The sequence below is a fragment of the Pedobacter kyungheensis genome, from assembly GCF_000812965.1.
GTDB classification, from domain to species: Bacteria; Bacteroidota; Bacteroidia; order Sphingobacteriales; family Sphingobacteriaceae; genus Pedobacter; species Pedobacter kyungheensis.
In genome coordinates, this window is record NZ_JSYN01000004.1 from 271902 (window position 1) to 297338 (window position 25437).

The 25437-nt window shown below is 39.9% G+C and carries 20 protein-coding genes; 13 read left to right on the top strand and 7 right to left on the bottom strand.

Annotation, left to right across the window (positions count from 1 at the left end; genetic code table 11):
* Positions 1–214: 214 nt before the first annotated feature.
* From OC25_RS05210 to OC25_RS05220, 3 genes are all read right to left on the bottom strand, one after another.
* Entirely contained in the window at positions 215–1828 is a 1614-nt protein-coding gene (locus OC25_RS05210) for a discoidin domain-containing protein (RefSeq protein ID WP_039472503.1), read from the bottom strand.
* Positions 1829–2444: 616 nt separating this feature from the next.
* Positions 2445–3896 (bottom strand): DUF294 nucleotidyltransferase-like domain-containing protein, encoded by a 1452-nt coding sequence (locus tag OC25_RS05215; protein WP_052265967.1) that lies wholly within the window; start codon positions 3894–3896, stop codon positions 2445–2447.
* Positions 3886–4563, bottom strand: a complete 678-nt coding sequence (locus OC25_RS05220) for a 3'-5' exonuclease (protein WP_052265968.1) — start codon at positions 4561–4563, stop codon at positions 3886–3888. Before OC25_RS05220 ends, OC25_RS05215 begins: the two co-directional genes overlap by 11 nt.
* Before the next feature lie 260 nt (positions 4564–4823).
* Here OC25_RS05220 and OC25_RS05225 point away from each other — a divergent pair, with 260 nt between their 5' ends.
* Positions 4824–6113: a M16 family metallopeptidase gene (locus OC25_RS05225; protein WP_245221895.1), complete on the top strand. Its 1290-nt coding sequence runs from the start codon at positions 4824–4826 to the stop codon at positions 6111–6113.
* A gap of 9 nt (positions 6114–6122) precedes the next feature.
* The gene (locus tag OC25_RS05230) at positions 6123–7406 is read left to right on the top strand and encodes a M16 family metallopeptidase (protein ID WP_039472506.1); all 1284 of its coding nucleotides are present in this window, start codon (positions 6123–6125) and stop codon (positions 7404–7406) included.
* Positions 7407–7538: 132 nt separating this feature from the next.
* Here OC25_RS05230 and OC25_RS05235 read toward each other — a convergent pair whose 3' ends face one another.
* Genes OC25_RS05235 through OC25_RS05245 form a run of 3 tightly spaced genes read right to left on the bottom strand, consistent with a single transcriptional unit; the run spans position 7539 to position 11400 of the window.
* Entirely contained in the window at positions 7539–8276 is a 738-nt protein-coding gene (locus OC25_RS05235; protein WP_039472508.1) for an MIP/aquaporin family protein, read from the bottom strand.
* 24 nt (positions 8277–8300) lie between these two features.
* Positions 8301–9791 (bottom strand): glycerol kinase GlpK, encoded by a 1491-nt coding sequence (gene glpK, locus OC25_RS05240; RefSeq protein ID WP_039472510.1) that lies wholly within the window; start codon positions 9789–9791, stop codon positions 8301–8303.
* A gap of 22 nt (positions 9792–9813) precedes the next feature.
* Positions 9814–11400, bottom strand: coding sequence for a glycerol-3-phosphate dehydrogenase/oxidase (locus tag OC25_RS05245; protein WP_209435567.1), 1587 nt, complete (start codon positions 11398–11400; stop codon positions 9814–9816).
* A gap of 287 nt (positions 11401–11687) precedes the next feature.
* On the opposite strand from OC25_RS05245, the gene OC25_RS05250 reads away from it, so the two are divergent.
* Together OC25_RS05250 and OC25_RS05255 are read left to right on the top strand one after the other, a co-directional pair.
* A complete protein-coding gene (locus OC25_RS05250) occupies positions 11688–12452 on the top strand; it encodes a DeoR/GlpR family DNA-binding transcription regulator (RefSeq protein ID WP_039472513.1) in 765 nt (254 codons plus the stop codon).
* Between the two features lie 38 nt (positions 12453–12490).
* On the top strand, positions 12491–12880 hold the full coding sequence (locus OC25_RS05255; RefSeq protein ID WP_039472516.1) for a response regulator transcription factor: 390 nt from the start codon (positions 12491–12493) through the stop codon (positions 12878–12880).
* A gap of 74 nt (positions 12881–12954) precedes the next feature.
* Here OC25_RS05255 and OC25_RS05260 read toward each other — a convergent pair whose 3' ends face one another.
* The gene (locus OC25_RS05260; protein WP_052265969.1) at positions 12955–13632 is read right to left on the bottom strand and encodes an acetyltransferase; all 678 of its coding nucleotides are present in this window, start codon (positions 13630–13632) and stop codon (positions 12955–12957) included.
* 722 nt (positions 13633–14354) lie between these two features.
* Between OC25_RS05260 and OC25_RS05265 the strand changes: the two genes are divergently transcribed.
* From OC25_RS05265 to OC25_RS05305, 9 genes are all read left to right on the top strand, one after another.
* Positions 14355–15113 carry a polysaccharide biosynthesis/export family protein gene (locus OC25_RS05265; RefSeq protein ID WP_039472518.1) on the top strand — a complete coding sequence of 253 codons (759 nt, stop codon included), beginning with the start codon at positions 14355–14357 and terminating at the stop codon, positions 15111–15113.
* Between the two features lie 20 nt (positions 15114–15133).
* The gene (locus tag OC25_RS05270) at positions 15134–17425 is read left to right on the top strand and encodes a GumC family protein (protein ID WP_039472520.1); all 2292 of its coding nucleotides are present in this window, start codon (positions 15134–15136) and stop codon (positions 17423–17425) included.
* Positions 17426–17780: 355 nt separating this feature from the next.
* Positions 17781–18329, top strand: a complete 549-nt coding sequence (locus OC25_RS05275) for a UpxY family transcription antiterminator (protein WP_039472523.1) — start codon at positions 17781–17783, stop codon at positions 18327–18329.
* The gene (locus OC25_RS05280) at positions 18322–19620 is read left to right on the top strand and encodes a nucleotide sugar dehydrogenase (protein WP_039472525.1); all 1299 of its coding nucleotides are present in this window, start codon (positions 18322–18324) and stop codon (positions 19618–19620) included. Before OC25_RS05275 ends, OC25_RS05280 begins: the two co-directional genes overlap by 8 nt.
* Positions 19621–19625: 5 nt before the next feature.
* On the top strand, positions 19626–21068 hold the full coding sequence (locus tag OC25_RS05285; RefSeq protein WP_039472526.1) for a lipopolysaccharide biosynthesis protein: 1443 nt from the start codon (positions 19626–19628) through the stop codon (positions 21066–21068).
* Complete coding sequence (locus tag OC25_RS05290) at positions 21065–22219, top strand: DegT/DnrJ/EryC1/StrS family aminotransferase (RefSeq protein ID WP_052265970.1); 1155 nt, start codon at positions 21065–21067, stop codon at positions 22217–22219. Before OC25_RS05285 ends, OC25_RS05290 begins: the two co-directional genes overlap by 4 nt.
* Positions 22220–22233: 14 nt before the next feature.
* Entirely contained in the window at positions 22234–23103 is an 870-nt protein-coding gene (locus OC25_RS05295) for a glycosyltransferase family 2 protein (RefSeq protein WP_039472529.1), read from the top strand.
* A 6-nt stretch (positions 23104–23109) separates the two neighbouring features.
* Complete coding sequence (locus tag OC25_RS05300; protein WP_039472531.1) at positions 23110–24204, top strand: glycosyltransferase family 4 protein; 1095 nt, start codon at positions 23110–23112, stop codon at positions 24202–24204.
* Positions 24201–25418, top strand: a complete 1218-nt coding sequence (locus OC25_RS05305; protein WP_039472533.1) for an O-antigen ligase family protein — start codon at positions 24201–24203, stop codon at positions 25416–25418. The genes OC25_RS05300 and OC25_RS05305 overlap by 4 nt, the downstream gene beginning before the upstream one ends.
* Positions 25419–25437: the final 19 nt, after the last annotated feature.

Here is a 25437-nt window from a genome sequence, read left to right on the forward strand (position 1 = left end):
GTTTAAAATGCCTTATACTTAAGTTATAAAAGTTTGTAAGCAAAATCAATATGGGTATGAGAATTAAAGAAAACTTAACGCGGAATGTTATAGCGATAAAAAAGGGATCGTCATTGCGAGAAGGCTTTTCAGCCGACGAAGCAATCTTACAACGGTCGCTACCAGCATACGCTTTAAGATTGCTTCGTCGTTCCTTCTCGCAATGACGAATTTTTTAATACAATCCCAGTTCTGCTAAGCTGGCAAACTGAAGGCCATCTTGCGCCGAATTAGCAATAATTTTAAAGTACTGGAAGGTTTTGGCGCTTCCAAAATCAAAGTACTGTGCACCGTTAACGTTTTGCGCAACATAATTATTTACCGAAGTAAAGTTAACGCCATCTGTGCTGGTTAACAGTTCGAAGTTTTTAATGGCCCTGCTTAAACCACTTCTTTGCGTTAAACTTAAACCTGTAGCGGTTTTCGAAGAACCTAAATTAATTACCACATTATGCGGGTAGGTAGTTGCGGAGGTTGACCAGCGAGAGTGCCAGTAAGTACTTGCGTTTCCATCAATTAACCTGATGGCCCTGCCGTTTGTTGCACCTTCGCCGCTGGTTTCTTCTGAACTAAATGAAGCAATGCTCCAGCCGGTTTTACTTAACTCGTTTTTAGTTGAGAATCCCAACACAGGTAAGCCACCCGAAAAGGTATAAGCATAAATCTGTTCGGTTACTGTGCCATTATCATGTACCAGTTTCACTTTCAGTTCGTAAGGAATACCATCAGCTTTTTCCTGCAAATCGGCAATAGGCATGACAACCCTGAAGCTATCTGTGCCAATTTTTTTCGATTCCCAGGTGATGGCATTATAATCTTTGTTAACGCCGGTACCTTCGTTATTTACATTGGGATCGTTGTAATACAAGATACTGGTTACGTTACCCGTTGAGGTGAATTTTCCGGATACTACGATTGATGCCAGGCCGCTATCGTAACTGGCATAAATTTTAGGGATATTGGTAGTAACTGAGCCATAATAGGTATTGGAGTTGTTGTTAAAAACCTGGTTGGCATTTAAAATGGCAGCATCGGCGGCAGTTAAAAAGGTCGGGCTTTTACCCAAGGTTCCGTTACCGGCCCACATTAATGCCATGCCCAGTGTTGAGTTTTCAGAAACTTTTTGTCTGTTGTGTGGTAAATTTAAGCCATGGCCCAGTTCGTGCACCATACCACCAAACCAAACGCTGAAGCGATTACCTACCGTTGTGTTTAAGCCAAGGTTGGCAATATCCATTTCTTCATAATCAAGGGCGTAACACCAACGGCCGGTACCATAAAACGGACCACCGCTTGGCGTGCCATTCGAGCCGATGGAGTATCTAGGTATGATAATTAAAGTATGGTCGCTGGTTTTATCGGCAGGGTGGGCTGCAAAATAAGCATTAACTTCGCTTGCAACTGCACCAGAACCACCTGAGTAAGGATAACTGCTTTTGGGCAAACTTCCTCTGATAGTTAGAATTTTTACGCCTCCAGAGCCATCATCGGCCAGGCCAAAAGTTTTGTTACCATAGCCATTCCTGTTCATTTCCTGTTTGTACCAGTCCTGGGTCCACAGTAAAAGGTCGCTTAATCTTTTTCTGTAACCTGCTAGGGTATCCAGATCATTTGGCACAAAATACACAACATTTACATTGCGCGTTTGTGTAACAATGTTTGCCGTTGCCATTTTGTGACTAATGGTTGGCGTTTTTTCTTCTGGTTGTAAGGTTTCGGCCTTTTTACAAGATAGGGCAAACAGACAGGCGGAGACAAGGCCTGCAAAAAGTAGACTGTTTTTTTTCATCAGATAATTTTTAGGTTAGGAATTGATAATATGCAATTTGGTTAATAATGCCTTGTTTAACGTGCTGATCTCAGCCACATGTCCTGATCTTTTTTTAAGATCACATCATCAATATTTGCCAAACCTGGCCGCTATCTCTCAACTTTTTGATTAAAAATGATGCGTAATAAGTTAGTTTCTGCTTGTTTTGTAGTCCTTAAGTTACATACAGGAATTGTACTTCGTTAAAATAAATCAGCGCAAACGTTTGTGTTATAATTGTCTGAAATACATTTAATAATAATACCTGAAAAACATATGCTGTATATTTTCAGCGCTTTTTTCCATAAGCCAAAAAAATGTGTTGATTATAACACGCAAACGTTTGATTGTCTGGTTAAAGCAGACTTGTTGATCTTATGTTATTGCCGTAATTTTTGAGATGTAGTATTTGTGAGACTTGTTAGCTTTGTTTTTGCGGCTGAAGCAGCTAAATGGAAACAACAGTGTTTTTTTAAATCAAAAAATGGAAAGCCAGCAAATTAAATTTTGAGATAGGAGAGCGACCAGAAGCCAGATCACAGGTGTTAATTTGTGCTTCAGTAATCAAAAATAATTAGAAAATAGCTGTAATCTTTTAGCCTAATGTATTGGTGAATTTCATTCTGATTCCACTTTGAAAGGAAAGGATAATTTTAAAGATTTCGACCAGTGTTACTTTTTCGATTTTAGTGAGTGTATCGATTTCAATAAAGTTATTGGGTGCTGCCTGATGGTTAATAATTAAATTGGCCTGGTGTTTTAATCTTAAAGCCATCAGGTAATAATAAGATTGCGAAAGTTCGTTAAACTGCCCTTCAGTAAAAACACCCAATTCTTTTAGGGTTTTTAAACGTTCGCCTGTGTTTTCTTTCTGAAATATCCTGTTTTGTAATGCATAAACCCGCGCCAGATCAACAATGGGCGTCATGGCTGTTTTAATATCGAAAACCTCTTTCTTATGTATTTTTTGCGTTCTGATGTTTCTGAAATAGGTAAGCGGAGGTTCGTACAACAGGGCATTTTTGGCCAGGTACACATAAAATTTTTCAATGGGCTTCTGCAGTTCTTCATCTACGAAAGACCTCAAACTTTCCATGATGCTTAAATCGCCATAAATAGCCCGGCAATCAAAAAAAGCTGCAAATTTTACAGCTGCTTCAGGCAAAGCTTCTTCGATCCAGTTTTTGTAATTGTATTTCCAGTGCGATAAAGAGTGGGTCCAGTTGGGGTTGGTCGCCATGTAATCACCATCGCAATATACAAAGCCAACATAGTTTAATTTATCTGAAACCTGTGTAGCCAGGTCAAGGAAATAGGTGCGTACAGCAGCTCTTTTATCTTCCGGGGTATCTTCGTAAATAATGGCGTTATCCTGATCGGTTTTAAGGCTTACTTCTTTACGTCCCTCGCTACCCAAAACCATAAACACAAATTTTGCAGGTGGTGGACCAAGTTTGGTAATTACCTCTTCAATAATTTTGAATGAAATGGTATCTGCAATGGTGGTAATAACTTCGTTAACAATTTTGGCATGCACGCCTCTGTTTAAGAGTTGTGCAACAATATGCGGTACTTTTTGCCATTTCAGTTTCAGATCGCTGGTGTTAACAGCCGATTTTACCGACTGAATAAAAACCAGGGGAGATTCCGCCTGCTCGCTTAACAGTCTATTGCGGCTTAAAAAACCAACGTAATTGCCATTATCGTTAACCAGCAAATAGCGCGATTTTTTGCTGAACATCATCAAAATAGCCTCGTAAACGTAAGCATCGGGTGTTATGGTTACAATATTGCGGTCCATAACAGTTTCAATAGCCAGACTGGTATTTAATTGTTTGGCAATCACTTCATCCCTTAACGTAATATCTGTTACGAAACCAAGATAAGCCTGCGATTCATCTTTTATAAAAAGACAGCTGGTCTTTTGCTCGGCCATTTTAATCGCGGCTTCAAAAATTGGTGTAGCAGGGCCGCAACTCACTATTTTTTTTAAGGTGATATCGCCGATACGGGCTGTATAAATGCGGTCGGCTAGTTTATCTTCCATTAAAAATACTTTTTAAAATTTTTTTGAATGAAAATGCTTCTGCTTTCTTCTTTTCGCGGTTAAAGTTGTGTTGCTGGCTATACACTGATGATAAACTGATTTTTTTGCTTTCTATCAGGTGAAAGAAAATTTTGGCTGCACTTAATGCATCAGCAAGAGCGTTATGCATATTCTCCGGCACCTCGTTAAATAATATGGCATAAAATTTATCAAGTTTGAGGTGATTGATTACAGCATCGGTAATGTATAAGGCACTTGCTTTCATGGTGCAGAAAAACTGCAGGTCTTTAAAAACATTTTCCTTACCCATCCTAAATAATTCTACGTTCACCATGTGATAATCGAGTTCAATAAAATGTCCTACAACCAAAGGCTTATACTGCTTAATATCTTCGTAAAACCTGAGCATAATTTCTTCTTTATTTTCACCATGCAAGCGCAAATATTCTGCACTAATGTTGTGGATTTTTTGCGCTGCTTTATCAATATCAAAACCCGTATTGCTCAGGTAATGGTTTTCGCGTTTCACTTCCTGGTAATTGGCATCATAAATTATCCAGGCAATTTGAACAATATGCGGCCAGTTGTTTTCTTTAGCATAAGGTGCCGACCAATTTTTGGGCAGACCCGATGTTTCAGTATCAACTATGAGGAAATATGCTGACAAATTGCTTGGTTAGTTTTTACAGTTAAAGGCTGATGTTTGATCAAAGGTAATTAATAAGGGCGATAAACGATAATAATTCAGTCAAAGCGCTGCACAGAAAATTATTTTCAAATTGTGAATATATTATTTGATAAAGTAAAAGATTTGCACTTATTTGCCGCAAAAAATGAATTGAAATTATGCTCTCACGATTATTTTGCGTTTTCGCATGTATTATGTGTTTGGGTTCTGCTTTTGCCCAAAAGAAGCTTGCTGAAAATATGCACTTCAAAAAGCTGGCCAATGGCCTCGAAGTATTGATTGTTGTAGACCGTACGGTACCTTTGGTTACTATCGAAATGGCCTGCAGGAATGGTTCTTTTACCGAAACCGATGAGTTTAACGGTCTTAGCCACCTATACGAACACCTTTTCTTTAAGGCGAATAAAGATTATCCTGATTTTGAAAGCCTTAACGGCAGAATGAATGATCTGGATATCAACTCAAACGCCACTACAAGAGAAGAGGTGGTTAATTATTTTTTTACCCTTCCGGCTGCTAATTTAAAAGCTGGCTTAAGCCTGATGAATTCTTCAATCCGCTATCCGAAGTTTATTAAAGAAGATATGGCGCTTGAAAATGAAGTGGTGAATGCTGAATTTACGCGGCATGAGTCGAGCCCGATCTTTGCTTTAATGGAAGCCAACTCCCGCCACATGTGGGGTTCTAATTATTCGCGTAAAAACGTAATTGGCAGCCATGAGGTAATTTTATCGGCTACGCCAGCCAAAATGGATTCGATTAAAAACAAATATTACTGGCCAAACAATTCGGTGCTGGTTATTGCCGGCGATGTTAAGGTTGATGATGCCTTTGGTTATGTAGATTATATTTTTAGCGGCTGGAAACCATCAAAAGTAGATCCTTTTGTAAAATGGCCTATTCCTGAATTTAAGCCATTAACTAAAAACGATTATTATCTGGTTGAATCGAATAAAAGCCCTGTGCCTTATATGTTGTTTAGCTGGCACGGCCCTGATACACGCAACGATATTCCGGCAACCTATGCAGCCGATGTGTTTTCATTTATTGTTAATCAGAACGGTTCGAAAATGAAACAGGCTTTGATTAATTCGGGATTGGCGCAGGAAGCTGACGTAAATTATTATACACAGAAATATACTGGCCCGATAAGCTTAATGGTTAGCCCCAATCCGGCAAAAGTGAAAGAATGTTATGATGAGGTGTTGAAGCAGATTTCGCTTTGGGCCAATGAAGATTATTTATCAGACCTTCAGATAGAACGCGCAAAAAGATTGTTATCCATCGAACAGGTGGAAAGGAGAGAAGTAACCTCAGATTACGCACATTTACTCTCTTTTTGGTGGGCATCAGCTTCAATCGATTATTATACCCATTATGAAGAAGAGGTAAATAAAGTTACCAGAAAGGATTTATTGGATTATGTACAGAAATACATTAAAGATAAACCTTATTGTGCAGGTTTAATGATGGATAATGCGAGTATGAAAACAGTAAAACCTGAAACATTTTTTAAACCGACTAATTAACCCGATCTCATGAAAAGAATTATATTTTTTATTGTTTTTGCACTGTTGTACCAATATAGCAACGCGCAAACAAAAGCCATTTCATTTGATGTTAATGGTTTAAAAGTGATTTTAAAACCTACCGAAAAAGAAACGGTTAGCATTAGTATGTTTTTTCGGGGCGGTGTAATGAACTACACTGCTGAACAGGCAGGTATAGAAAATCTGGCGCTTGCTGCTGCAGCTACCTGTGGCACCAAAAATTACAGTGTAGTCGATTATCAGGAACTTGCCGATGAATATGGAATCGCTATTTCAGGTTCCTCTACAACTGATTATGGAACCATCACGATGAATTGCATTTCCAAATATCTGGATCAGGGCTGGAAACTGTTTTCTGATGCTGTGGTTAATCCGGCATTTGATAAAAACGAATTCCAAACCACTAAAGAGCGCATGATATCGGCTATTTACCACAGTCAGTCTGATCCTGAAACAAGGGTTGAGCAAATGAGCATGGAAAGTATGTTTAAAGATTCGCCTTACAGCATTAACCCTTTAGGTAACAGTAAAACGGTAGGTGCATTTACTGCCGAAATGGTTAGCAATTATTATCATAACGAGCTGCTAAACAAAAATAAAATGTTCCTGGTGGTGGCCGGCAAGATTACCAAAGAGGCGCTTGAACAAAAAATACAAGCTTCTTTTAAAGAACTTAAGTCGAAAGCCTATACTCCCCCTGTTTACGACCGTAAAATGTTAACTGGCGAGCGTTTGGTGGTCGAGCGAAGAGATATTGCTACAAATTATATGAGTTGCATTATGAATGCGCCAACCATGAATAGTCCTGATTATCATGCTTTTGTTTTAATTATTAATGCATTAAGTGGCAGTATGAACTATGAGCTGAGAACGCGTTTAGGTTTATCGTACGCGCCTGGAGCAACCATTAAAGTACAGCAGATTCCATATAGTTCTATGTATGTAAGTACAACCCAACCAAAAAAGGCTTTTCAGGCCATGGTTACGGTTTACAATAACATTAAAGAAGGAAAATACAGTCAGCGGTATCTCGATGCCTTAAAAAAAGACCACCGCGATGGTTATTACAGGCACCAGGAGAGTGCAAGCTCTATTGTAGAAGATTTAGGCGAAGCAGAAGTACTGGGAAGTTATACCCTTGTTGATGATATGGTACCTAATTTTAATAAAGTAACCCTGGCAGATATGAAAGATTCTTTTACCAAATACCTGAAAGGAGCAATCTGGGTTTATCTGGGTGATGAACAGGTAGGGAAGGCTGCTTTCCAGTAGATTTTTGCAGTTTGTTGCTAACAATGTGGTCGTCATTCCCAACTTGATCCGATTACTGTCGGATGGGCAATAACAAAGTCATAGCTTTAAGATTCCCGCTTTCGCGGGAATGACGATCCTTTTAAATCAGGCCTATTTATGCATAAACAAGTAAGCTACTGCAGCTAAAGTAGCGCCAGCTATAGGACCAATTATAGGTATCCAGGCGTAATCCCAGTCGCTGCTACCTTTACCTTTCATCGGAATTAAGGCATGGATAATTCTCGGCCCCAAATCTCTTGCCGGGTTAATGGCGTAACCAGTTGTGCCTCCCAGCGCCAAACCGATTACCCAAACCAAAAATGCAACAGGTATAGCTCCCAGCGATCCTAAACCAATGGGTGTAGTATTTTCTTTTGTGCCCATACTGGCATCGGTGAAATAGAAAATTACAAAAATGAGTACAAAGGTTCCTATAATTTCAGAAACCAGATTAGAAGCCTTGTTTCTGATGGCCGGAGCTGTTGCAAACGGAGCCGCTTTTAATCCCGGATCTTCGGTTGCATCGAAATGATCTTTATACATTACCCAAACCAGGAAGGAGCCCGTCATGGCACCGGCCAGCTGCGCCAGCATGTAAAAAGGAACTAATTCCCAGTTAAAACCTTTACCAATGGCTAAACCTAATGTTACAATGGGGTTCAGGTGTGCACCGCTATATGGTCCGGCTACCACAACACCAACAAATACAGCAAGCGCCCAGGCGGTGGTAATAGAAATCCAGCCACCATTATTTCCTTTTGTACCTTTAAGTACTACATTGGCTACCACTCCGTTACCCAAAAGGATCATTAATGCGGTGCCAATAAATTCTGCTAGATATATGTTCATACGTTAAATCTTATGCGGATATAATTAATCTTCTGCGTTTACTCTCGCTGCTTTTACGGCTCTGTTCCAGCCTTTTATTCTGGTTGTATTGTCTATGCCTGCTTCCGCAACAAAAGTTTTGTCTATTTTCCATTGCGATCTGATCTGGTCGATATCTTTCCAGAAACCGGTAGCTAAGCCAGCGAGGTAAGCTGCGCCAATTGCGGTAACCTCCGTTACTTTTGGCCTGATTACTTTACAATTCAGCAAGTCGGCCTGGAATTGCATTAAAAGGTTATTGGCTGTAGCACCGCCATCAACACGAAGTTCGGCAATGTTTACACCGGCATCAGCCTCCATGGCTTTTAAAACATCCATGGTTTGGTAGGCAATACTTTCAAGCGCTGCACGCGCAATATGCGATTTGTTGGTACCCCGGGTTAAGCCGGTAATGGTGCCACGCGCGTGCTGATCCCAATGTGGGGCACCTAAACCCGCAAATGCAGGTACTACGTACACGCCATCGGTATCTTTCACTTTTTTAGCTAAAGTTTCTACATCGGCCGATTTGGAAATTAAGCCCATTTCATCGCGAAGCCACTGTACAACAGCGCCACCAATAAAAATACTGCCTTCTAAAGCGTATTGTACTTCGCCGTTAATCTGCCAGGCTATAGTGGTGAGTAAATTGTTTTCCGAAATTTTAGGTGTTGTTCCGATATTCATCAGCATAAAACAGCCAGTACCGTAGGTGTTTTTTACCATACCCACTTCGGTACACATTTGGCCAAATAAAGCCGATTGCTGATCGCCGGCAATACCTGCAATAGGAATTTTAGCTGCTAAAATCTTACCAGCCGTTTGGCCATATACTTCGCTTGATGATTTTACCTCCGGTAGCATTTGTTTCGGAATGCCAAAAAGATCAAGCAGTTCATCATCCCAGCTTAAGGTATGGATGTTGTAAATCATGGTACGTGAGGCATTGGTTACATCGGTAACATGTTTCTCTCCGGCAGTTAATTTCCAGATCAGCCAGCTATCAATGGTGCCGAAGGCCAGTTTTCCCGCTTCGGCCTTTGCCCTGGCGCCGGCAACATTTTCGAGTATCCACCTTATTTTAGTAGCCGAGAAATAGGCATCTATAATCAGTCCGGTTTTTTCCTGTATCTTAACAGATAGGCCTTTAGCCTTAATTTCATCACAATAAGCAGAAGTGCGCCGGTCTTGCCAAACAATGGCATTGTGTACGGGCATGCCGGTTTCTTTATCCCAAACTACAGTTGTTTCGCGCTGGTTAGTAATGCCGATCGAATCGATATCACTCACGGTTAGGCCGGCTTTAACAATTACTTCGGTTACAACGCCCAGTTGTGTTGACCATATTTCCATCGGATCGTGCTCAACCCAGCCTGCCTGGGGATAAATTTGTGTGAACTCGCGCTGCGCAATAGCGGTAATATCGCCGTTGTGATCAAAAATAATTGCTCTCGAACTTGTGGTTCCCTGATCGAGAGACAGGATGTACTTGCTCATAATTAAGAATTTGGTTAGTGGGCTAAGCCGTTTCGGTTTTTATCTGTGTTGAATGATAAATATAGCCATTGGCTAAGGTATTAAATGTTTCAATCTGATTTGTTTCCCAATCCTGATCTGCTGATAATTCTTGCGCAAGGAGAGCAGCCACTTTGGGTGCCATATCTTTAGCTGCCTGTGCATCTATAAAAAGAATACGCATCCTGCGGCTTAAAATATCTTCTACTGTTTCGGCCATTTCGTTTCTTGCCGACCATATTACTTCGGCACAGGTGTAAGGGAAACCGGGATGCAGCTTTTCTGCCAGATCAGGGTTTTGCTGCATTAATGCTTCAATTTTGCCACGATCTGAACCATAAATATTCAGGTAATGGTCTCCTGCAACCTCGATGCTGCCATGAATTTTTAAATTTTCAGTTACGCACGCTTTCGCTTCAAGCCCGGCATGCGAAATGGCCAGGTTTACCGTTTCTTCGGCCATGCGGCGATAGGTTGTCCATTTGCCTCCTGTAATGGTAATTAAGCCTTTGGCAGAAACCATTAATTTATGGTCGCGGCTAATTTCTTTGGTGCTGTTGCCATTGTTGTTGCTAGGTGCAGCAAGTGGTCTCAGGCCCGAAAAAACGCTTAAAATATCTTTTTCTAATGGTTTGCGCTTAAAGTAACTTGTTGCTGTACTCATAATAAAATCAACCTCCTGCTTTAAAGCCCTTGGCTCCAGGCTGTGCTCATCTAACGGTGTATCGGTAGTGCCAACCAGTAAATGTTCATGCCAGGGCACGGCAAATAATACCCTTCCATCAGATGTTTTAGGAATCATGAGCGCCGATTCACTGTTTAAAAAGCTTTTATCCAGCACAATGTGAACGCCCTGGCTCGGACGTACCAGTTTTTTTGCACTGGGGTTGTTCATCTGCAAAATATCATCAACAAAAACACCAGTAGCGTTAATTACTACCTGACCGTAATGCTTTGCTTTTTGTCCGGTAAGCACATCTTCTGTTTCAATACCGGTAACTACTTCGCCTTCACTTTTTAACAGCGCAGTTACTTTGGTGTAATTTAACAAAATGGCGCCGTTTTCAATAGCTGTTTGGGCAATGTTGATGGCCAAGCGGGCATCATCGAATTTGCCATCATAATACCTGATGCTTCCTTTTAAGCCCTTTTCCTTAATACCCGGCATCATGTTTAGCGTTTCTGTTTTGCTGAAATATTTCGATTTCCCGAAACTGTATTTGCCCGAAAGCCAATCGTACAGCGTTAAACCTGCAAGGTATTTGATTACAGAAAACCAATTGTAGCAGGGGATGAGGAATGCTTCTTTGTTTACCAAATGTTTTGCATTTTGCTGGAGCAGCCCACGTTCTTTCAAAGCGTGTCGCACCAGGGCAATGTCTCCCTGGGCCAGATAACGTACACCACCATGTACCAGTTTCGTACTCCGGCTTGATGTTCCTTTAGCAAAATCTGACTGTTCTACCAGCAGGGTTTTTAGGCCACGGCTGGCGGCATCTAAAGCGGTGCCCAGGCCGGTAGCTCCTCCACCAATAATAATCAGATCCCAATTCGTGTTTTCGGCAAGTATATGTTGGTGTAATCTCTTCATTGGTCTCATTCGTTAATCAATTATGTTGCTTACTGACTGTGTTTAAGGCTTACCAAAACTATGGTTAGGTTCGTAAAACAATAAATCGCCGCATTCTTAACCGCGACTTGCGTCGGCTATAAGGTTTCGTTATGTTTCTTAATATTATAAAACGAAACAATACGCAATTATAACAAATCGCAATCGAAATAATATAATAAGCAGATTAAAAATTTATTAATTATTTTTATAAAATAGGTTAAAGCCTGTTTTTATTGTTATTTTGCAGCACCGTAATTAGATATGTTATGATGAATTTGGCTGAGAGACATCAGTTTATTTTAAGTCGGCTACAACGTGATCAATACATCAACGTAGTTGATTTGTGTAAGGAATTGAAAGTCTCGTCTGTAACAATAAGAAAGGACTTAAAACTGTTGGAAGATAAGAGCCTGCTTTTCAGAACACACGGCGGGGCAACTGTAAATAATCCATATACTGTTGACCGTCCGGTTAACGAAAAAGAAAAACTACAATCGACCGAGAAGCATAAAATAGGTATTGCTGCAGCCGGCATGCTAAACGATAACGATTCGATCGTTATTGCCTCTGGCACTACAGTACTTTATTTCGCCAAAAATATTGCACCGGCCGCTAATTTAACAGTGGTTACTTCGGCTTTAAATGTAGCGCTTGAGTTGATGCGCGAGCCGAGTATAGAGGTAATTCAGCTGGGTGGCTTGCTGAGAAAAAGCTCGTCGTCGGTAATGGGTGCTTATGCCGAACAGGTTTTGCAGGATTTCTATTTTAACAAGCTGTTTTTAGGCGTGGATGGCATAGACCTCGATTTTGGTTTAACTACCACCAACGCAATGGAGGCCCATTTAAACCGGAAAATGATTGCGGCATCGCAACGGACAATTGTACTGGCCGATTCGACTAAATTTGGCAAAAGAGGCTTTGGAAAGATATGCGGATTGGAAGAAATAGATCATATTATAACTGATAAAGGAATTTCTGAACAAATTGTAAAACATTTAGAGAGTTTAGGTGTTACAGTTACTATCGTATAGCAAGCCAAACGATAAACCAAAACAATTATAATTTGAACATGGAAAAAAAACGAATACACATTTTAGAGGATGATCAGGAAATCAGAAACGTGATTGAAATTCTGTTAAGTGATGAAGGCTTTGAATTGCAGCTTTCATCGTCATTTGCAGAATTGAAAAAGAATATACAGGATGCCATGCCTGATCTTTTCCTGCTGGATGTGATGCTGCCTGACGGTAACGGAGCAGAGATTTGTGAAGATTTAAAAACGGATATTTTTACCAAACACATCCCGATTATTGTAATGTCGGCACAAAATAATAGCGAGCAAAAAGCTATTGATGCCTTTGCAGATGATTATATCAGCAAACCTTTTGATATTGATGATGTGCTGAAACGCATTAATGCACAATTGCAAAAAAGCGCGAGTAAAAGCATAAAAATTTAGCGGGAGTTGGCCAAAAGCCACTTAAAGAGCGTAAAAAAATAGTCAGGTTAGTTAAGCCTGACTATTTTTTTGTTTTAGGCCGGTTTTGCTTCCTGCGCTTTGGTAAACATCACAAATCGTTTAGAATCGCCTATGCGCTGTGGTGCAGAAGCATTTGTAATGATGGCGTAGTCTTCGGTGTTTTTATTGATGAAAACCCCAGCTCCGATAATGTTGTGTGTGCCAATAATTACATCTTCTTTTACGGCAGAATTGATGCCTAAAAAGGAGTTTTGACCCACAGTTACATTGCCAGCCAGGATATTGCCCGAAAGCAATACATTATCTTCAAGCGTGCAATGGTGGCCAATCCTGCTTCCAATGAGCATACAGTTATTGCCGATAGTTACAAAAGGCTGTATATCGCAGCACTGATCAATAAAGGTATTGTGTCCCATCACTAAATCGGGCCAAACATTGGCTTTTGAGGAAACATAACTGGCAAAGCCATATCCCGCTGCGCTTACCTTATTATATACACTTTCACGCGCACTGTTTCTACCTATGGCAATATGCATTTTATGGGCATCGGGAGGGAAATCTTTGGTTACCTGCGCAAAGCTTAAAATAGGTAGGTTTTGTAATGTACTTCCTGCGGGTGGCACATAGGCATCATCAACACAAAAGGCAACTACATTATAAGGGCTGTCTTTCGTAAATGAATAACAAATAAATTCGGCCATTTTTCCTGTTCCATAGATAATAACGTTCATAATTTAGTTTTTGGTGAATTACTAATTTAGGTATTAGATAGCCTTGTTAACGGGCTTAAATGCATACTGTACAGTTATTGCATACCCCTGTTTACAGTTTTCACATTTGCACAACCGGGCTGTTTTAGTAATGATTTGCCAGGCTATATTTTGGCCACGGCCAGAATGTTAATCGTTTTACAAGTGCCAAAAGGCTAAAATCGAAATTAACCGGCATGCAATGCCAAAAATTAATATTTAAAAGCCAGGTCATACACCTGTAAAAGTGGTTGCACAACCAGGCGAAAATGGCCTTAAACCAAAATACCAGGGGCTCATATTGAAGCTTCAACCTCACTCGATTTTAAAAAATTACAACCTTACTGACCGGTTTTTAAAAATGAGGAATAAAAAAGGCCAAAAATCATCGGGTTTATTGTAGTATTAAACAGCTTTTTTAAATGTTAAATCAATTTCTGACGTTTTTTAGTTTTTTGCGATTAAATTTTTCTGCTAATCGGGTTATTTTTCGTCAAAAACCGCGCTTGTTTTTTTACATCTTCTGCGCCAGAAAATTCACAAATCCTGTATAATTAATGCGTATAGTTACTGGATTATTGTATATGCTGTTTGTTAATTATACAATTTAATTACAACCCCCTTTAGCCTATAAAACATTGGGTCTTTAATGCATAGCTTAGTTCTCAATAAATCGAATCACAAACCAAACGATTACTTAAGCTATGAAAAAAGTAATATTATTTATCGCCATATATACATGCCTTGCAACAGGCTGCGCTCCAAGAAGAGACTTAGTATATTTTAGTAACCTGGCTAAACAAACCAGCGATGAGAAATTACCATCGCAAGAGGTAAAAATACAGCAGAACGACCTGTTAAGTGTAAGCATTAATAGCTTAAATCAGGAATCGAATGTATTGTTTGCCGTAAACACCAAAGCACCCAGCGCCGAAAACAACTATAAGGTAGAAGGTTACCGGGTAAATAAAGACGGAATGATTAATCTGCCGGTAGTTGGTAATGTAAGGTTAGAAGGATTAACCATAGAGCAGGCCCAAAACACTATATCGAGAGAACTTGATAAATATGTTAAAAAACCGGTGGTTGATGTTCAGCTGGTAAACTTTAAGGTAACCGTAATAGGCGAAGTAAACCGGCCATCAAATTTTACTGTTCAGGGAGATAATATTAACCTTTTACAGGCCTTAGGTATGGCCGGCGATATGACCGTGTACGGTAAACGTGATAATGTGCTCGTAATCAGGGAGCAAAACGGACAGCGCGTAATGAAAAGATTAAACCTGAACAACCAGGATGTAATGAATTCGCCTTTCTTCTTCCTTAAACAAAATGATATTGTATATGTAGAACCCGATAAATCAAAAGCAAGCGAGTATAGCACCAATACCAGGGTAATGCCTCTCGTAATTGCTTCGATATCTGCAGTAGCAGTATTAATAACAGCTGTATTAAAACAATAACGTCTCTTAAACACAAGAACATGTCTAAACAAATCGTAAGTGGTGGCGCAAAAGATTTTGCAGAAACTATTATAAGTTTTGCCAGAAACTGGCCTTATTTCTTACTCAGTATTGCCATTTGTATGGGGGCAGTATATGGCTTTTTATACATCACACCACCAAAATATAAAGTAAGCAGTACTTTATTAATCTCTGACGATAAAAACGGTGCAGCCATGTCAAACAGCACCGCATTCAGCGATCTCAATATGTTTCAAACGGTTAAAACGGTTGATAACGAAATCGAGATCCTGAGATCGCGCGACCTGATTTTTAAAGTATTGAAAAAACTCCATCTTGAAACCGCGTACTTTAAAAAAGAAGGTTTAAGGGTGAAAGAACTTTATGGCAAAACATCACCATTGGTGGTTAACGCCATCAGCTTAAAAAATGGTGCTTACGCCCGCAAAATCAATATTTCTTATCTCGACGATGTTTCTTACATCATCCAGGATAGCCTCAATACCAATATTGTAAAGTATGGCGATACGCTACATAATAAAAACTATGTGGTTAAGGTAGAAAAAGGACCAGCATTTAAAAGCGAATTCGGCAAAATTAAAATCCAGTTTAAAAATCTGTACAAAATGACAGAAGCCTATAGTTTGGTTTCGTTAAAAATTGTACCTGTAGTTAAAGATGCAAATACCATAACCATTAGCTTAAACGATGCTGTGCCACAAAGGGGGATTGATATTTTAAACGACCTGATCGAAACTTACAACATCAATAACGTTAACAATAAAAATACCATTGCCCGCAATACCATCCGCTTTATCGATAACAGGTTAAAGTACCTGGTTAGCGATTTGTCCGGAACAGAAGAAGATGTAGAAAATTACAAACAGCAGAACCGTGTAACCGATATCAATATGGATGCACAGATGAATGCTACCCGTACCAGCGAATACAACCAGTTACTGGAGAATTCATCAGTACAATTGCGGATCGTATCTTCTATAGAAAGCTATTTTAAAGGTAAACAAAGCCAGTACGATTTGGCACCAAGTGCAATGGGCCTTAAAGACCCGATTTTAAACTCGCTCATTTCTAAATTTAACGATTTACAGTTAGAACGCAACCGGATGTTGCGCACAGCAAATGCCGAAAACCCGTTGGTTTTAAATCTTAACGAGCAATTGGCCAGCCTAAAAACCAATATACTGGAAAACCTGAGCAGCATTAAACAAGGTTTTGTGATTGAACGCAATAACTTAAGGGCCAATTATTCACAGTATGATAACAAAATCAAATCTGTGCCTACTATAGAGCGTGGTTTGCTGGAAAGAAGCCGCGAGCAAAGTGTAAAATCGGGACTATATAAATATCTGTTACAAAAAAGGGAGGAAACGGCTTTATCGCTCTCAGCCACCGTCCCTACCTCGCAGGTTGTAGATAAGCCCGCTTATAACACCATACCAGATAGTCCAAAACAGCCATTATTGTATTTGTGCGGTTTTATTCTCGGATTTCTTGTACCTGCAGGCACCATTTACATTAAAGGTTTCTTCAATAACAAAGTACAGGATGCCAGTACCATCGAATTAACCGGTGCAAAAATGCTGGGTGAGCTTTCGCATAACCTCGATAAAAGCACCATTGTTTTTCAAAAAGATAACCGCTCTACCATTTCCGAATTATTCAGGTACATCCGGATGAATTTAGGACTAATGGCCAATAACAACGATAACAAGGTAATGCTGGTAACCTCGAGCATGAAAGGAGAGGGTAAAACCTTCTTCAGTGTAAACCTGGCTACTACTTTAGGTATGCTGGATAAAAAAGTAGTGGTGCTCGAGTTTGATTTGAGAAAACCCGACCTGCTGAACAAGGTGGGCTTAAAACAAACCGTAGGTTTAACCGATTACCTGCTTGATGACGCCGTATTTTTAGAAGACATTATTAGACCTACCAAAGTATCAGAACATATTTCGGTTATCGGTTGTGGCAAATCGCCCGAAAATCCGGCCGAAATCATGATGAGCCCCAAAATGGACATGCTTTTTGATGAACTAAAAGAAAAGTTCGATTATATCATCATCGATACATCGCCCGTAGGGCAGGTAGCCGATGCCTTTAGCCTGGCCGAGTATGCCGACGTAAGCATTTATCTGGTGCGCTACAATTACACCAATAAATACCAGCTGGCCATATTGAAAGATATTTGCGAGAACAACAAACTTAAAAACCCAATGGTGGTATTTAACGACGCCAAACGGGAGAAAAACCAGAAATACAGTTATGGCGGTTACGGTTATGCCATGGCTAACTAAACCAGCCCTATTTTATCCAGAATACCAAGAATACCCAGTACCCAATACCAAATAAACGTCCCCAAACGATTTAATTCTTGTTTGCAAGCTAATTGAACCACGTGCTCTAACTAAGCCCGGTTAAAAGTTCAGGCGGCTGTAAATTACTCACATTAAATTGCCCATTTGCCTCAAAAGCATCTAAGGTTTAAAAAAACAAAAAAATAGTCATGTAAGTGATATAGCGAAGCTATATCCGGTCGGCTAAAAACAATTTAAACACCTGGAATAAGCATTATTACCTACAGCATGTAAGTGATATAGCGAAGCTTTATCAAACGGTCAGAAAATTAAATCTTAATCTCTATCAAATCATATGGAATCTAAAATTAACTACCGACCCTCATTTCCTAAAAAATGGTTCGTAATCTATACCCGCCCACGCTGGGAAAAAAAAGTTGACAAACTGCTTCAGGAGCAGGGTTTTGAATCTTTTTGCCCGGTTAGAAATGTAGAAAACCAATGGGCCGACAGAAAGAAAATAGTTAGCCTGCCACTTTTTACCGGATACGTTTTTGTTAAAATTGATGAAAGAGATGGATTTAAAGTTCGATTCATCCAGGGCGTACTTAATTTCATTCAGTACATGGGGAAACCTGCTATCGTTCGGGATAGTGAAATAGAACGCCTGAAACATATCATGGATGCCTATAACGATGTTGATGTAGTAAGTTTGAGCGGCGTATCCAAAGGCGATCGCGTTCGGATCAGCAATGGTCTTTTCCACAACCAGGAAGGAGAGGTGATCCAGATTCAGGGCAAACATGTACTCATGTCTTTCGATCATTTAGATTGTGCTGTAGTAACCCGTGTACCTATAAGCAACCTTACTTTAACCGTTAACCCACAACAACATTATGTATAATTCTGAAGATAATTTAAAAATGTCGGTAATCGGCTTAGGATATGTTGGTTTACCACTGGCAGTAGAATTTGCCAAGAAATACAAAGTATTCGGTTTCGATATTAATGAAAGCCGCATAGCAGAGCTGAAAGCCGGATATGACAATACGCTTGAAGTAACTGAAGAAGCACTAAATGAGGTGCTTACTTTTGAATGCACTACATTACAAGGCTTGTATTGTACCAATGAGCTCGAAAAATTGCGCAGTTCTTCGGTTTACATTGTAACTGTACCCACACCGGTTGATAAAAACAACCGACCGGATTTAACCCCCTTAATTAAAGCCAGTGCAGTAGTAGCGAAAGTGTTAAAGAAAGGCGATATCGTAGTTTACGAATCGACCGTTTACCCTGGTGTTACTGAAGACGAATGTGTACCTGTTCTGGAAAAAGGATCAGGATTGGTGTTTAACAAAGACTTTTTTGCAGGTTACTCACCCGAACGCATTAACCCTGGCGATAAACAACATACGGTAGCCAATATCTTAAAAATTACTTCGGGCTCTACACCAGAGGCAGCAGAAAAAATCGATGCTTTATACCGTTCGGTGATTAACGCCGGTACTTACAAAGCTTCTTCTATTAAAGTGGCCGAAGCAGCAAAAGTGATCGAAAATGCCCAGCGCGATATTAACATTGCTTTTGTAAACGAACTGGCCATGATATTTAACACCCTCGGCATCGATACTTCTGAAGTATTGGCAGCAGCAGGTACCAAATGGAACTTTTTAAACTTTAAACCTGGTTTAGTTGGCGGTCACTGTATTGGTGTAGATCCTTATTATTTAGCCCAAAAAGCACAGGAAGCTGGTTACCACCCCGAAATTATCTTAGCCGGAAGGCGTGTAAACGACGGTATGGGCAAATATGTGGCCGATCAGATGATTAGAAAGATGATTGCCAAAAACATCCATATTGTAGGGGCTGAGGTACTTGTACTGGGCTTTACCTTTAAAGAAAATTGCCCTGATGTACGCAATACCAAGGTAATTGATATCATAAGACGCCTAGAAGAATACAAGGTAAACGTAACCATTCACGATCCCTGGGCCAATGCCGATCAGGCCAACCACAATTATGGTGTGATTTGCGAAAATGGTTCATCAAAAACCAGGCGTTATGATGGGATCGTACTCGCTGTGGCACACCAGGCCTTTGATAGCCTGAATATTGCCGAATTGCGTAAACCAACCTGTGTAGTTTACGATATCAAATCAGTTTTACCGCAATCAATGGAAACGGTTCGTTTGTAAAAGCCATGAGTTTAACATATAAAGCACGATCGGGCATTATATGGTCGATTGGGCAGCAGTTTAGTGTTAAATTCATAAACCTGTTCATTACCATTATACTGGCCCGCTTATTAAGTCCGGCCGAATTTGGCTTAATTGCCATGCTCTCCATATTTATTGCCATAGGCAATTCCTTAATGGATAGCGGCTTAACTTCGTCACTCATCCGCACACGAACAGCCGGCCAAAAAGATTATTCGACCATATTTTTTTTTAACCTGTTGGGAAGCCTTGTCGTTTACGGCATTTTTTTTATTTCTGCTCCATTTATAGCTGATTTTTACAGGCAGCCGCAACTTACCAATATTGTCAGGATTTATGGTTTAACCTTTTTAATTAATGCTTTCTTCAGCATCCAAAATACGCTCTTAACCAAGGAAATGAAGTTTAAGCTCCAAACAATCATCCAGATTCCTTCCGTAATTCTGGGCGGTTGTTTGGGCATTTTCCTGGCTAAAAATGGTTATGGCACCTGGAGCCTGGTATGGATGAGTCTTTTAAGTGCAACAGTATCAACCATTTTGCACTGGTTTTATTCAGACTGGCGGCCGCGATTACTGTTTAGCAAAAGGAGTTTTCGCAGGCATTTCCATTTTGGATATAAAATGACGCTTTCCGGCCTGCTGGATACCGTTTACCAAAACTTATATACCGTAATAATCGGACGCTTTTATGCCGCAACTCAACTTGGTTTTTATGCACGTGCAGATAGCCTGAGCCAGTTGCCTATTGGCATTATTTCTACTGCAATTAATAAAGTTACCTATCCCATGTTTTCGAACATCAGCAATGACGATGTAAAACTTAAAATGGTATACAAAAGGTTAATGCAGCAGGTTTTATTCTGGAATGCACCGATTTTGATTTTTCTGGCCTTAATTGCCCAGCCTTTAATTTCGCTGCTTTTAACCGATAAGTGGTTGCCATCAGTACCTTATTTCCAGATTTTGTGCATTGCCGGGGTTTTGTACCCTTTACATGCCTACAACTTAAATATTTTAAAAGTTAAAGGACAAAGCGGGCAGTTTTTAAAACTTGAAATACTGAAAAAAGTGCTAAGTGTAATTGGAATTGTTTGTGTCATTCCATTCGGCATTATGGGGCTTCTGTACTTCCAGTTGTTTTTTACTGTTTTTGCCTATTACATTAATTCCATTTACAGTGGCCGCTTAATCAACTATCCACTTAAAGAACAGCTTCATGATATTGCGCCTATTTTAATGTTATCGAGCCTTTTAGGTTTAGCGTGTTATGGCCTCGATAAATGGTTCCTTGCACAATATCAGCTCAATAACTTTCTGCGGATTGTAGGACTGAGCGTTGTTTACGCCGGCTTTTACCTGGGCATTAGCAATACCATCCGCTTAGCAGCCCTAACTGATTTTAAACAATTAATCCTCAAACAATGATACCTGTAACCAAACCCTTTTTGCCTAAACAGGCAGATTTTAAAAGCTATGTAAGTAGCATTTGGGCCAGACAGTGGCTCACCAATAACGGACCATTGGTAAACGAACTGGAAATAAAGTTACAACAGTATTTGGCGCTCCCGCATTTACTTTATGTTACCAACGGTACAATAGCCCTGCAACTGGCCATACAGGCTTTAGAAATTAAAGGAGAAGTAATTACCACGCCTTTTTCTTTTGTAGCTACAACCAGCAGCATTGTTTGGCAGGGCTGCAAACCGGTATTTGTTGATATTGATGAAGAAACGCTCAACATCGATCCCAATAAAATTGAAGCTGCAATAACACCAAGAACCACAGCCATTTTAGCCACACACGTATTTGGTAATCCTTGTGATATTGACGCGATTGACCGCATTGCTAAAAAACACAATTTAAAGGTTGTTTACGATGCCGCACATTGTTTTGGCACCCAATACAAAGGAAAATCGATTTTTGCCTATGGCGATGTGAGCACCACCAGTTTCCACGCTACCAAACTGTTTCATACCATAGAGGGGGGCGCGGTATTTACACAAGATCCTGATGTTTTAAAGCGAATGGCGCTGATGCGAAATTTTGGTTACAGTGGGGTAGATACTTTTTCAGAACTCGGCACCAATGCTAAAAACTCAGAGTTTCATGCTGCAATGGGTTTATGTAATCTCAATTACATCGATCAGATTCTGAGCAAACGAAAAGAACTATCGCAACATTATGCCATGCGCCTTGGCAAGGCTGATGCGCAGTTTCAGACCATACAGGCCGATACAGATTTCAATTACGCTTATTTCCCGGTTATTTTCCGGTCGGAAGAAATTATGCTCGATACCATGAAACAGCTCGAACTGGTTCAGGTGTATTGCAGAAGGTACTTTTACCCTTCGCTATCGGCATTACCCTATATTGATAAAATAAACATGCCCATTTGCGATTCTATTGCCAAACGCATCATGTGCCTGCCATTGTACCACACGCTAACTAGTGCCGACCAGGATCTGGTGGTGAGAATTATCTTAAGAACTCAGAATTACCGCAAAAAACAAGTTGTTAAACTTGCCGATTATGGCCATCTCGTTAATGGCAGCAGGGTTGCGGTAAATGGACATTAATGTCATCATTTATTATGGAACCGAACCAAAACGATATCATGGTGAGCATTTTTTGCATCACCTACAACCACAGTAAATTTATAGCCAAGGCACTTGATGGTTTCCTGATGCAGCAATGCAATTTTAAAACTGAAATCATAATAGGCGACGATTGCTCGACAGATGGCACTGACAAAATTATTGATGACTATGTAGCCCGATACCCGGGCAGGATTACCCGTTTAAAAGCACCCAAAAATATCGGTGCCACACAAAACGTAATTCGTGTGGCGCTCGAAACCAAAGGGAAGTATGTGGCCACCTGCGATGGTGATGATTATTGGACCGACCCGTATAAGTTGCAAAAACAGGTAGATTTTTTAGAAAACAATCCTGATTATGTGATGTGTTGCCACTACACCCGCGAAATTAATTTTGACGATACTGAAGTGTTTTACATGGATTTTAATCCCGTTCCCTTAAAGTATAGCTTTAGCGATTTGATCATCAATAAACAAGTAGAAACCTGCACGGCAACCATTCTGTACAGAAATATCGAACCCATTAAAAATTTGTACAAAAACGAATGGTTTTTAAAATGCCATGCCTGCGATAAGTTTCTGAAGTTGTACTGCACCTGGATAACCGGCAAAAAGATTTATGTGCTGCCAGAAGTAATGAGCTGTTACAGGCGTCATCCAGGTGGTATATGGAGCCCGGTTTCTTATGTGCCATTAAAGAAAATGCAGCTGAGCGACTTTAACATCATTGCAAAGATTTTTACCTATACAGGGTTGCAGAAAATTAAGCTTTTGCATTTCTATTTAAAAAGGTACTTCCTCTTCGAGGTAAAACATAAAACATTTGGAAACGCTTTCCAGACCATTAAAACGATTGTAAATTAATTAGAAATGGCTACCAGATTATGCTTCGTAATAAACAGTTTAGAAGGTGGTGGAGCTGAAAGAGTAATTAGCAACCTGGCTAATCACTTTAGCAGCAAAGATTGCAGTGTTACAGTGATTTGCCTCAATAAAGCTCAGGTTAAATATCAGCTAAATGAGCAGGTAAAAATTGTAAACCTCCTCGAGAGGAAAGACAATCACAATAGCTTCAATAGAATTAGGTATGCTTTCTTAACTTTTTACAGGCTACTTACTTTATTAAAAAAAGAAAAGCCCGACTGTACCATCTGTTTTATGACCTCGGCAAACATCTGGGCAGGTTTATGTTGCATGATTTTAGGCCTGCCATACCTGGTTTCTGAAAGAACAGCACCAGACAGCACTTTAAATCAGTACAATAAATTTTTACAATGGTTTGTATTTCACATTTACAGGAAATCAAAAGCAATTGTGCTGCCTGCATTTGGTATGTTTAATGGATTTAAGCGGATTAAACAGTTTGAAACGCTGTATAATTTTAAAACGATATACAATCCGATTCATCAGTTTGTAAAACCCAATCCCGGATCGGTTAACAGCAAACCTTTTATGCTGTCGGTGGGCAGGCTAAGTCACGAAAAAGGTTTTGACAGGCTAATCGAAGCGTACCATCTTTTGCAGTTAAGAGATACGGATCTCATCATATTGGGTGAAGGACCTGAACGAACAGCTTTAGAAGCGCAAATTGCTGCTTTGAACCTGAGTGGCAAAGTAAAGCTGATTGGCTTTAAATCAAACCTGCAGGATTATTATGCCCAGGCTACTGTTTTTGTGCTGCCATCGCGAAACGAAGGTTATCCCAATGCACTGGTAGAAGCCATGGGGATGGGCTGCCCTTGTGTAGCCATGAATTGCGAATTCGGACCCTCAGAAATAATTGAAGATGGCGTTAATGGTTTTCTGATAGAACAAGATAATGTACCTGCACTTTCATTAGCTATAGATAAACTGCTAAATAACAGTGAGCTAAAAAAACAATTTTCTGATAAAGCTAAGCTCATTAACGAAACCAACTCTATTGAAAGAATCTCAGCCAACTGGGAAGAATTAATACTGTCATGACCAAAAAAATAATGTTTCTCTTTTTGTTGTTTGGCTATGTTTACGCAACAACCTTCAACATCTTCATGACAGGGGTTTTCAGGATCCCTGCGCCAGTGGTTTTTCTGGCTCCGCTTATCTACTTCTACCGGACAGAGATAACGCACTTCTCCTACGGTAAAGAGCTGATGGTAATTTTTGTAGCGGCGCTGTTTTTCTATTTGATTGGACAGGCTGATATAACGGGTTTTTTCGCCTTACTCATTGTTGCAGGTTGCTTCGCCTTACTGTTTAACTATGTTATTGGCACCAACCTGAAGCGGATGAATATTGCCATTGGCTTTTTCTTTGGGGTTTTACTGCTTTCGGGATTGATCATGTTTATAGATCACCAGTACAACATGGCGCCCATCAGATCGCTTTTAGCTCAGGAAGATGTTTTGCAGTCGCCTGCAGGTATATCGAGCACCATTTTTACCTTTGGCTATCAAATGGCAGCACTAACACCTTTCATGGTAGTTAATGCTGTGCTTTTTAAACGCAGCTGGCTCCTTAACCTGCTCTTGTTCGGCTTGTCTTTGTGCCTTATTTTCTTTGGTATGCAGCGGTCGGTTTTGGTTGCCTTTATCGTTGTGGTGGGTTTGTTTTTTTTAAGCTACTACAAATTCAAGTCAATTTTATTATTTGGCTTACTTGCCGGCGTATTCTTTATTGCACAAAGTTCACTCGAGCAGTTTTCGGGTGATAAAAAACAACAAAACATATTAAATAAAAGTGCCGAAAACGCTAAAGGGAAAGAAGAAAGGGGCGATTTAATGGGCGAAAACATACAAATTATTGCCGATTACCCCTTTGGTTTGCTTTTTTATGGTAAAACCTGGAATGATGTGGTACAGCACAATTTTGTTTACAAGAAAGGCCCTGTAGTCATTACCTCGCACAATGCTTATTTAATGTTTATTACTTACCTGGGTCCATTGCTCGGCTTTATTTTACTCATTTTATTATACCATAAAGTCGGCAAGGTAATTTTTTATGCTTTTCTGCATGTTAAGGATAAGAAAAATGCACTGCTTGTCTGTTTAAGCTGTTCATTTATTGCAATATCAATCAATTCATTTTTTCATAACGAATGGCTTCTGGCTACAAGCGGACCTACATTGTTTCTATACTTTGCCATTTTACAGCTCTCTAAAATTAAAATGGAAGACCCCATTTTGATCCAATACAATTAACGATTTAAGCATTCTGCAT

What these genes read in the sequence shown, in the direction of transcription:
- OC25_RS05210 (WP_039472503.1), bottom strand. Translation starts at nt 1,828, where the DNA reads ATGAAAAAAAACAGTCTACTTTTTGCAGGCCTTGTCTCCGCCTGTCTG.
- OC25_RS05215 (WP_052265967.1), bottom strand. Translation starts at nt 3,896, where the DNA reads ATGGAAGATAAACTAGCCGACCGCATTTATACAGCCCGTATCGGCGAT.
- OC25_RS05225 (WP_245221895.1), top strand. Translation starts at nt 4,824, where the DNA reads ATGCACTTCAAAAAGCTGGCCAATGGCCTCGAAGTATTGATTGTTGTA.
- OC25_RS05230 (WP_039472506.1), top strand. Translation starts at nt 6,123, where the DNA reads ATGAAAAGAATTATATTTTTTATTGTTTTTGCACTGTTGTACCAATAT.
- OC25_RS05235 (WP_039472508.1), bottom strand. Translation starts at nt 8,276, where the DNA reads ATGAACATATATCTAGCAGAATTTATTGGCACCGCATTAATGATCCTT.
- glpK (WP_039472510.1), bottom strand. Translation starts at nt 9,791, where the DNA reads ATGAGCAAGTACATCCTGTCTCTCGATCAGGGAACCACAAGTTCGAGA.
- OC25_RS05245 (WP_209435567.1), bottom strand. Translation starts at nt 11,400, where the DNA reads ATGAAGAGATTACACCAACATATACTTGCCGAAAACACGAATTGGGAT.
- OC25_RS05250 (WP_039472513.1), top strand. Translation starts at nt 11,688, where the DNA reads ATGATGAATTTGGCTGAGAGACATCAGTTTATTTTAAGTCGGCTACAA.
- OC25_RS05255 (WP_039472516.1), top strand. Translation starts at nt 12,491, where the DNA reads ATGGAAAAAAAACGAATACACATTTTAGAGGATGATCAGGAAATCAGA.
- OC25_RS05260 (WP_052265969.1), bottom strand. Translation starts at nt 13,632, where the DNA reads ATGAACGTTATTATCTATGGAACAGGAAAAATGGCCGAATTTATTTGT.
- OC25_RS05265 (WP_039472518.1), top strand. Translation starts at nt 14,355, where the DNA reads ATGAAAAAAGTAATATTATTTATCGCCATATATACATGCCTTGCAACA.
- OC25_RS05270 (WP_039472520.1), top strand. Translation starts at nt 15,134, where the DNA reads ATGTCTAAACAAATCGTAAGTGGTGGCGCAAAAGATTTTGCAGAAACT.
- OC25_RS05275 (WP_039472523.1), top strand. Translation starts at nt 17,781, where the DNA reads ATGGAATCTAAAATTAACTACCGACCCTCATTTCCTAAAAAATGGTTC.
- OC25_RS05280 (WP_039472525.1), top strand. Translation starts at nt 18,322, where the DNA reads ATGTATAATTCTGAAGATAATTTAAAAATGTCGGTAATCGGCTTAGGA.
- OC25_RS05285 (WP_039472526.1), top strand. Translation starts at nt 19,626, where the DNA reads ATGAGTTTAACATATAAAGCACGATCGGGCATTATATGGTCGATTGGG.
- OC25_RS05290 (WP_052265970.1), top strand. Translation starts at nt 21,065, where the DNA reads ATGATACCTGTAACCAAACCCTTTTTGCCTAAACAGGCAGATTTTAAA.
- OC25_RS05295 (WP_039472529.1), top strand. Translation starts at nt 22,234, where the DNA reads ATGGAACCGAACCAAAACGATATCATGGTGAGCATTTTTTGCATCACC.
- OC25_RS05300 (WP_039472531.1), top strand. Translation starts at nt 23,110, where the DNA reads ATGGCTACCAGATTATGCTTCGTAATAAACAGTTTAGAAGGTGGTGGA.
- OC25_RS05305 (WP_039472533.1), top strand. Translation starts at nt 24,201, where the DNA reads ATGACCAAAAAAATAATGTTTCTCTTTTTGTTGTTTGGCTATGTTTAC.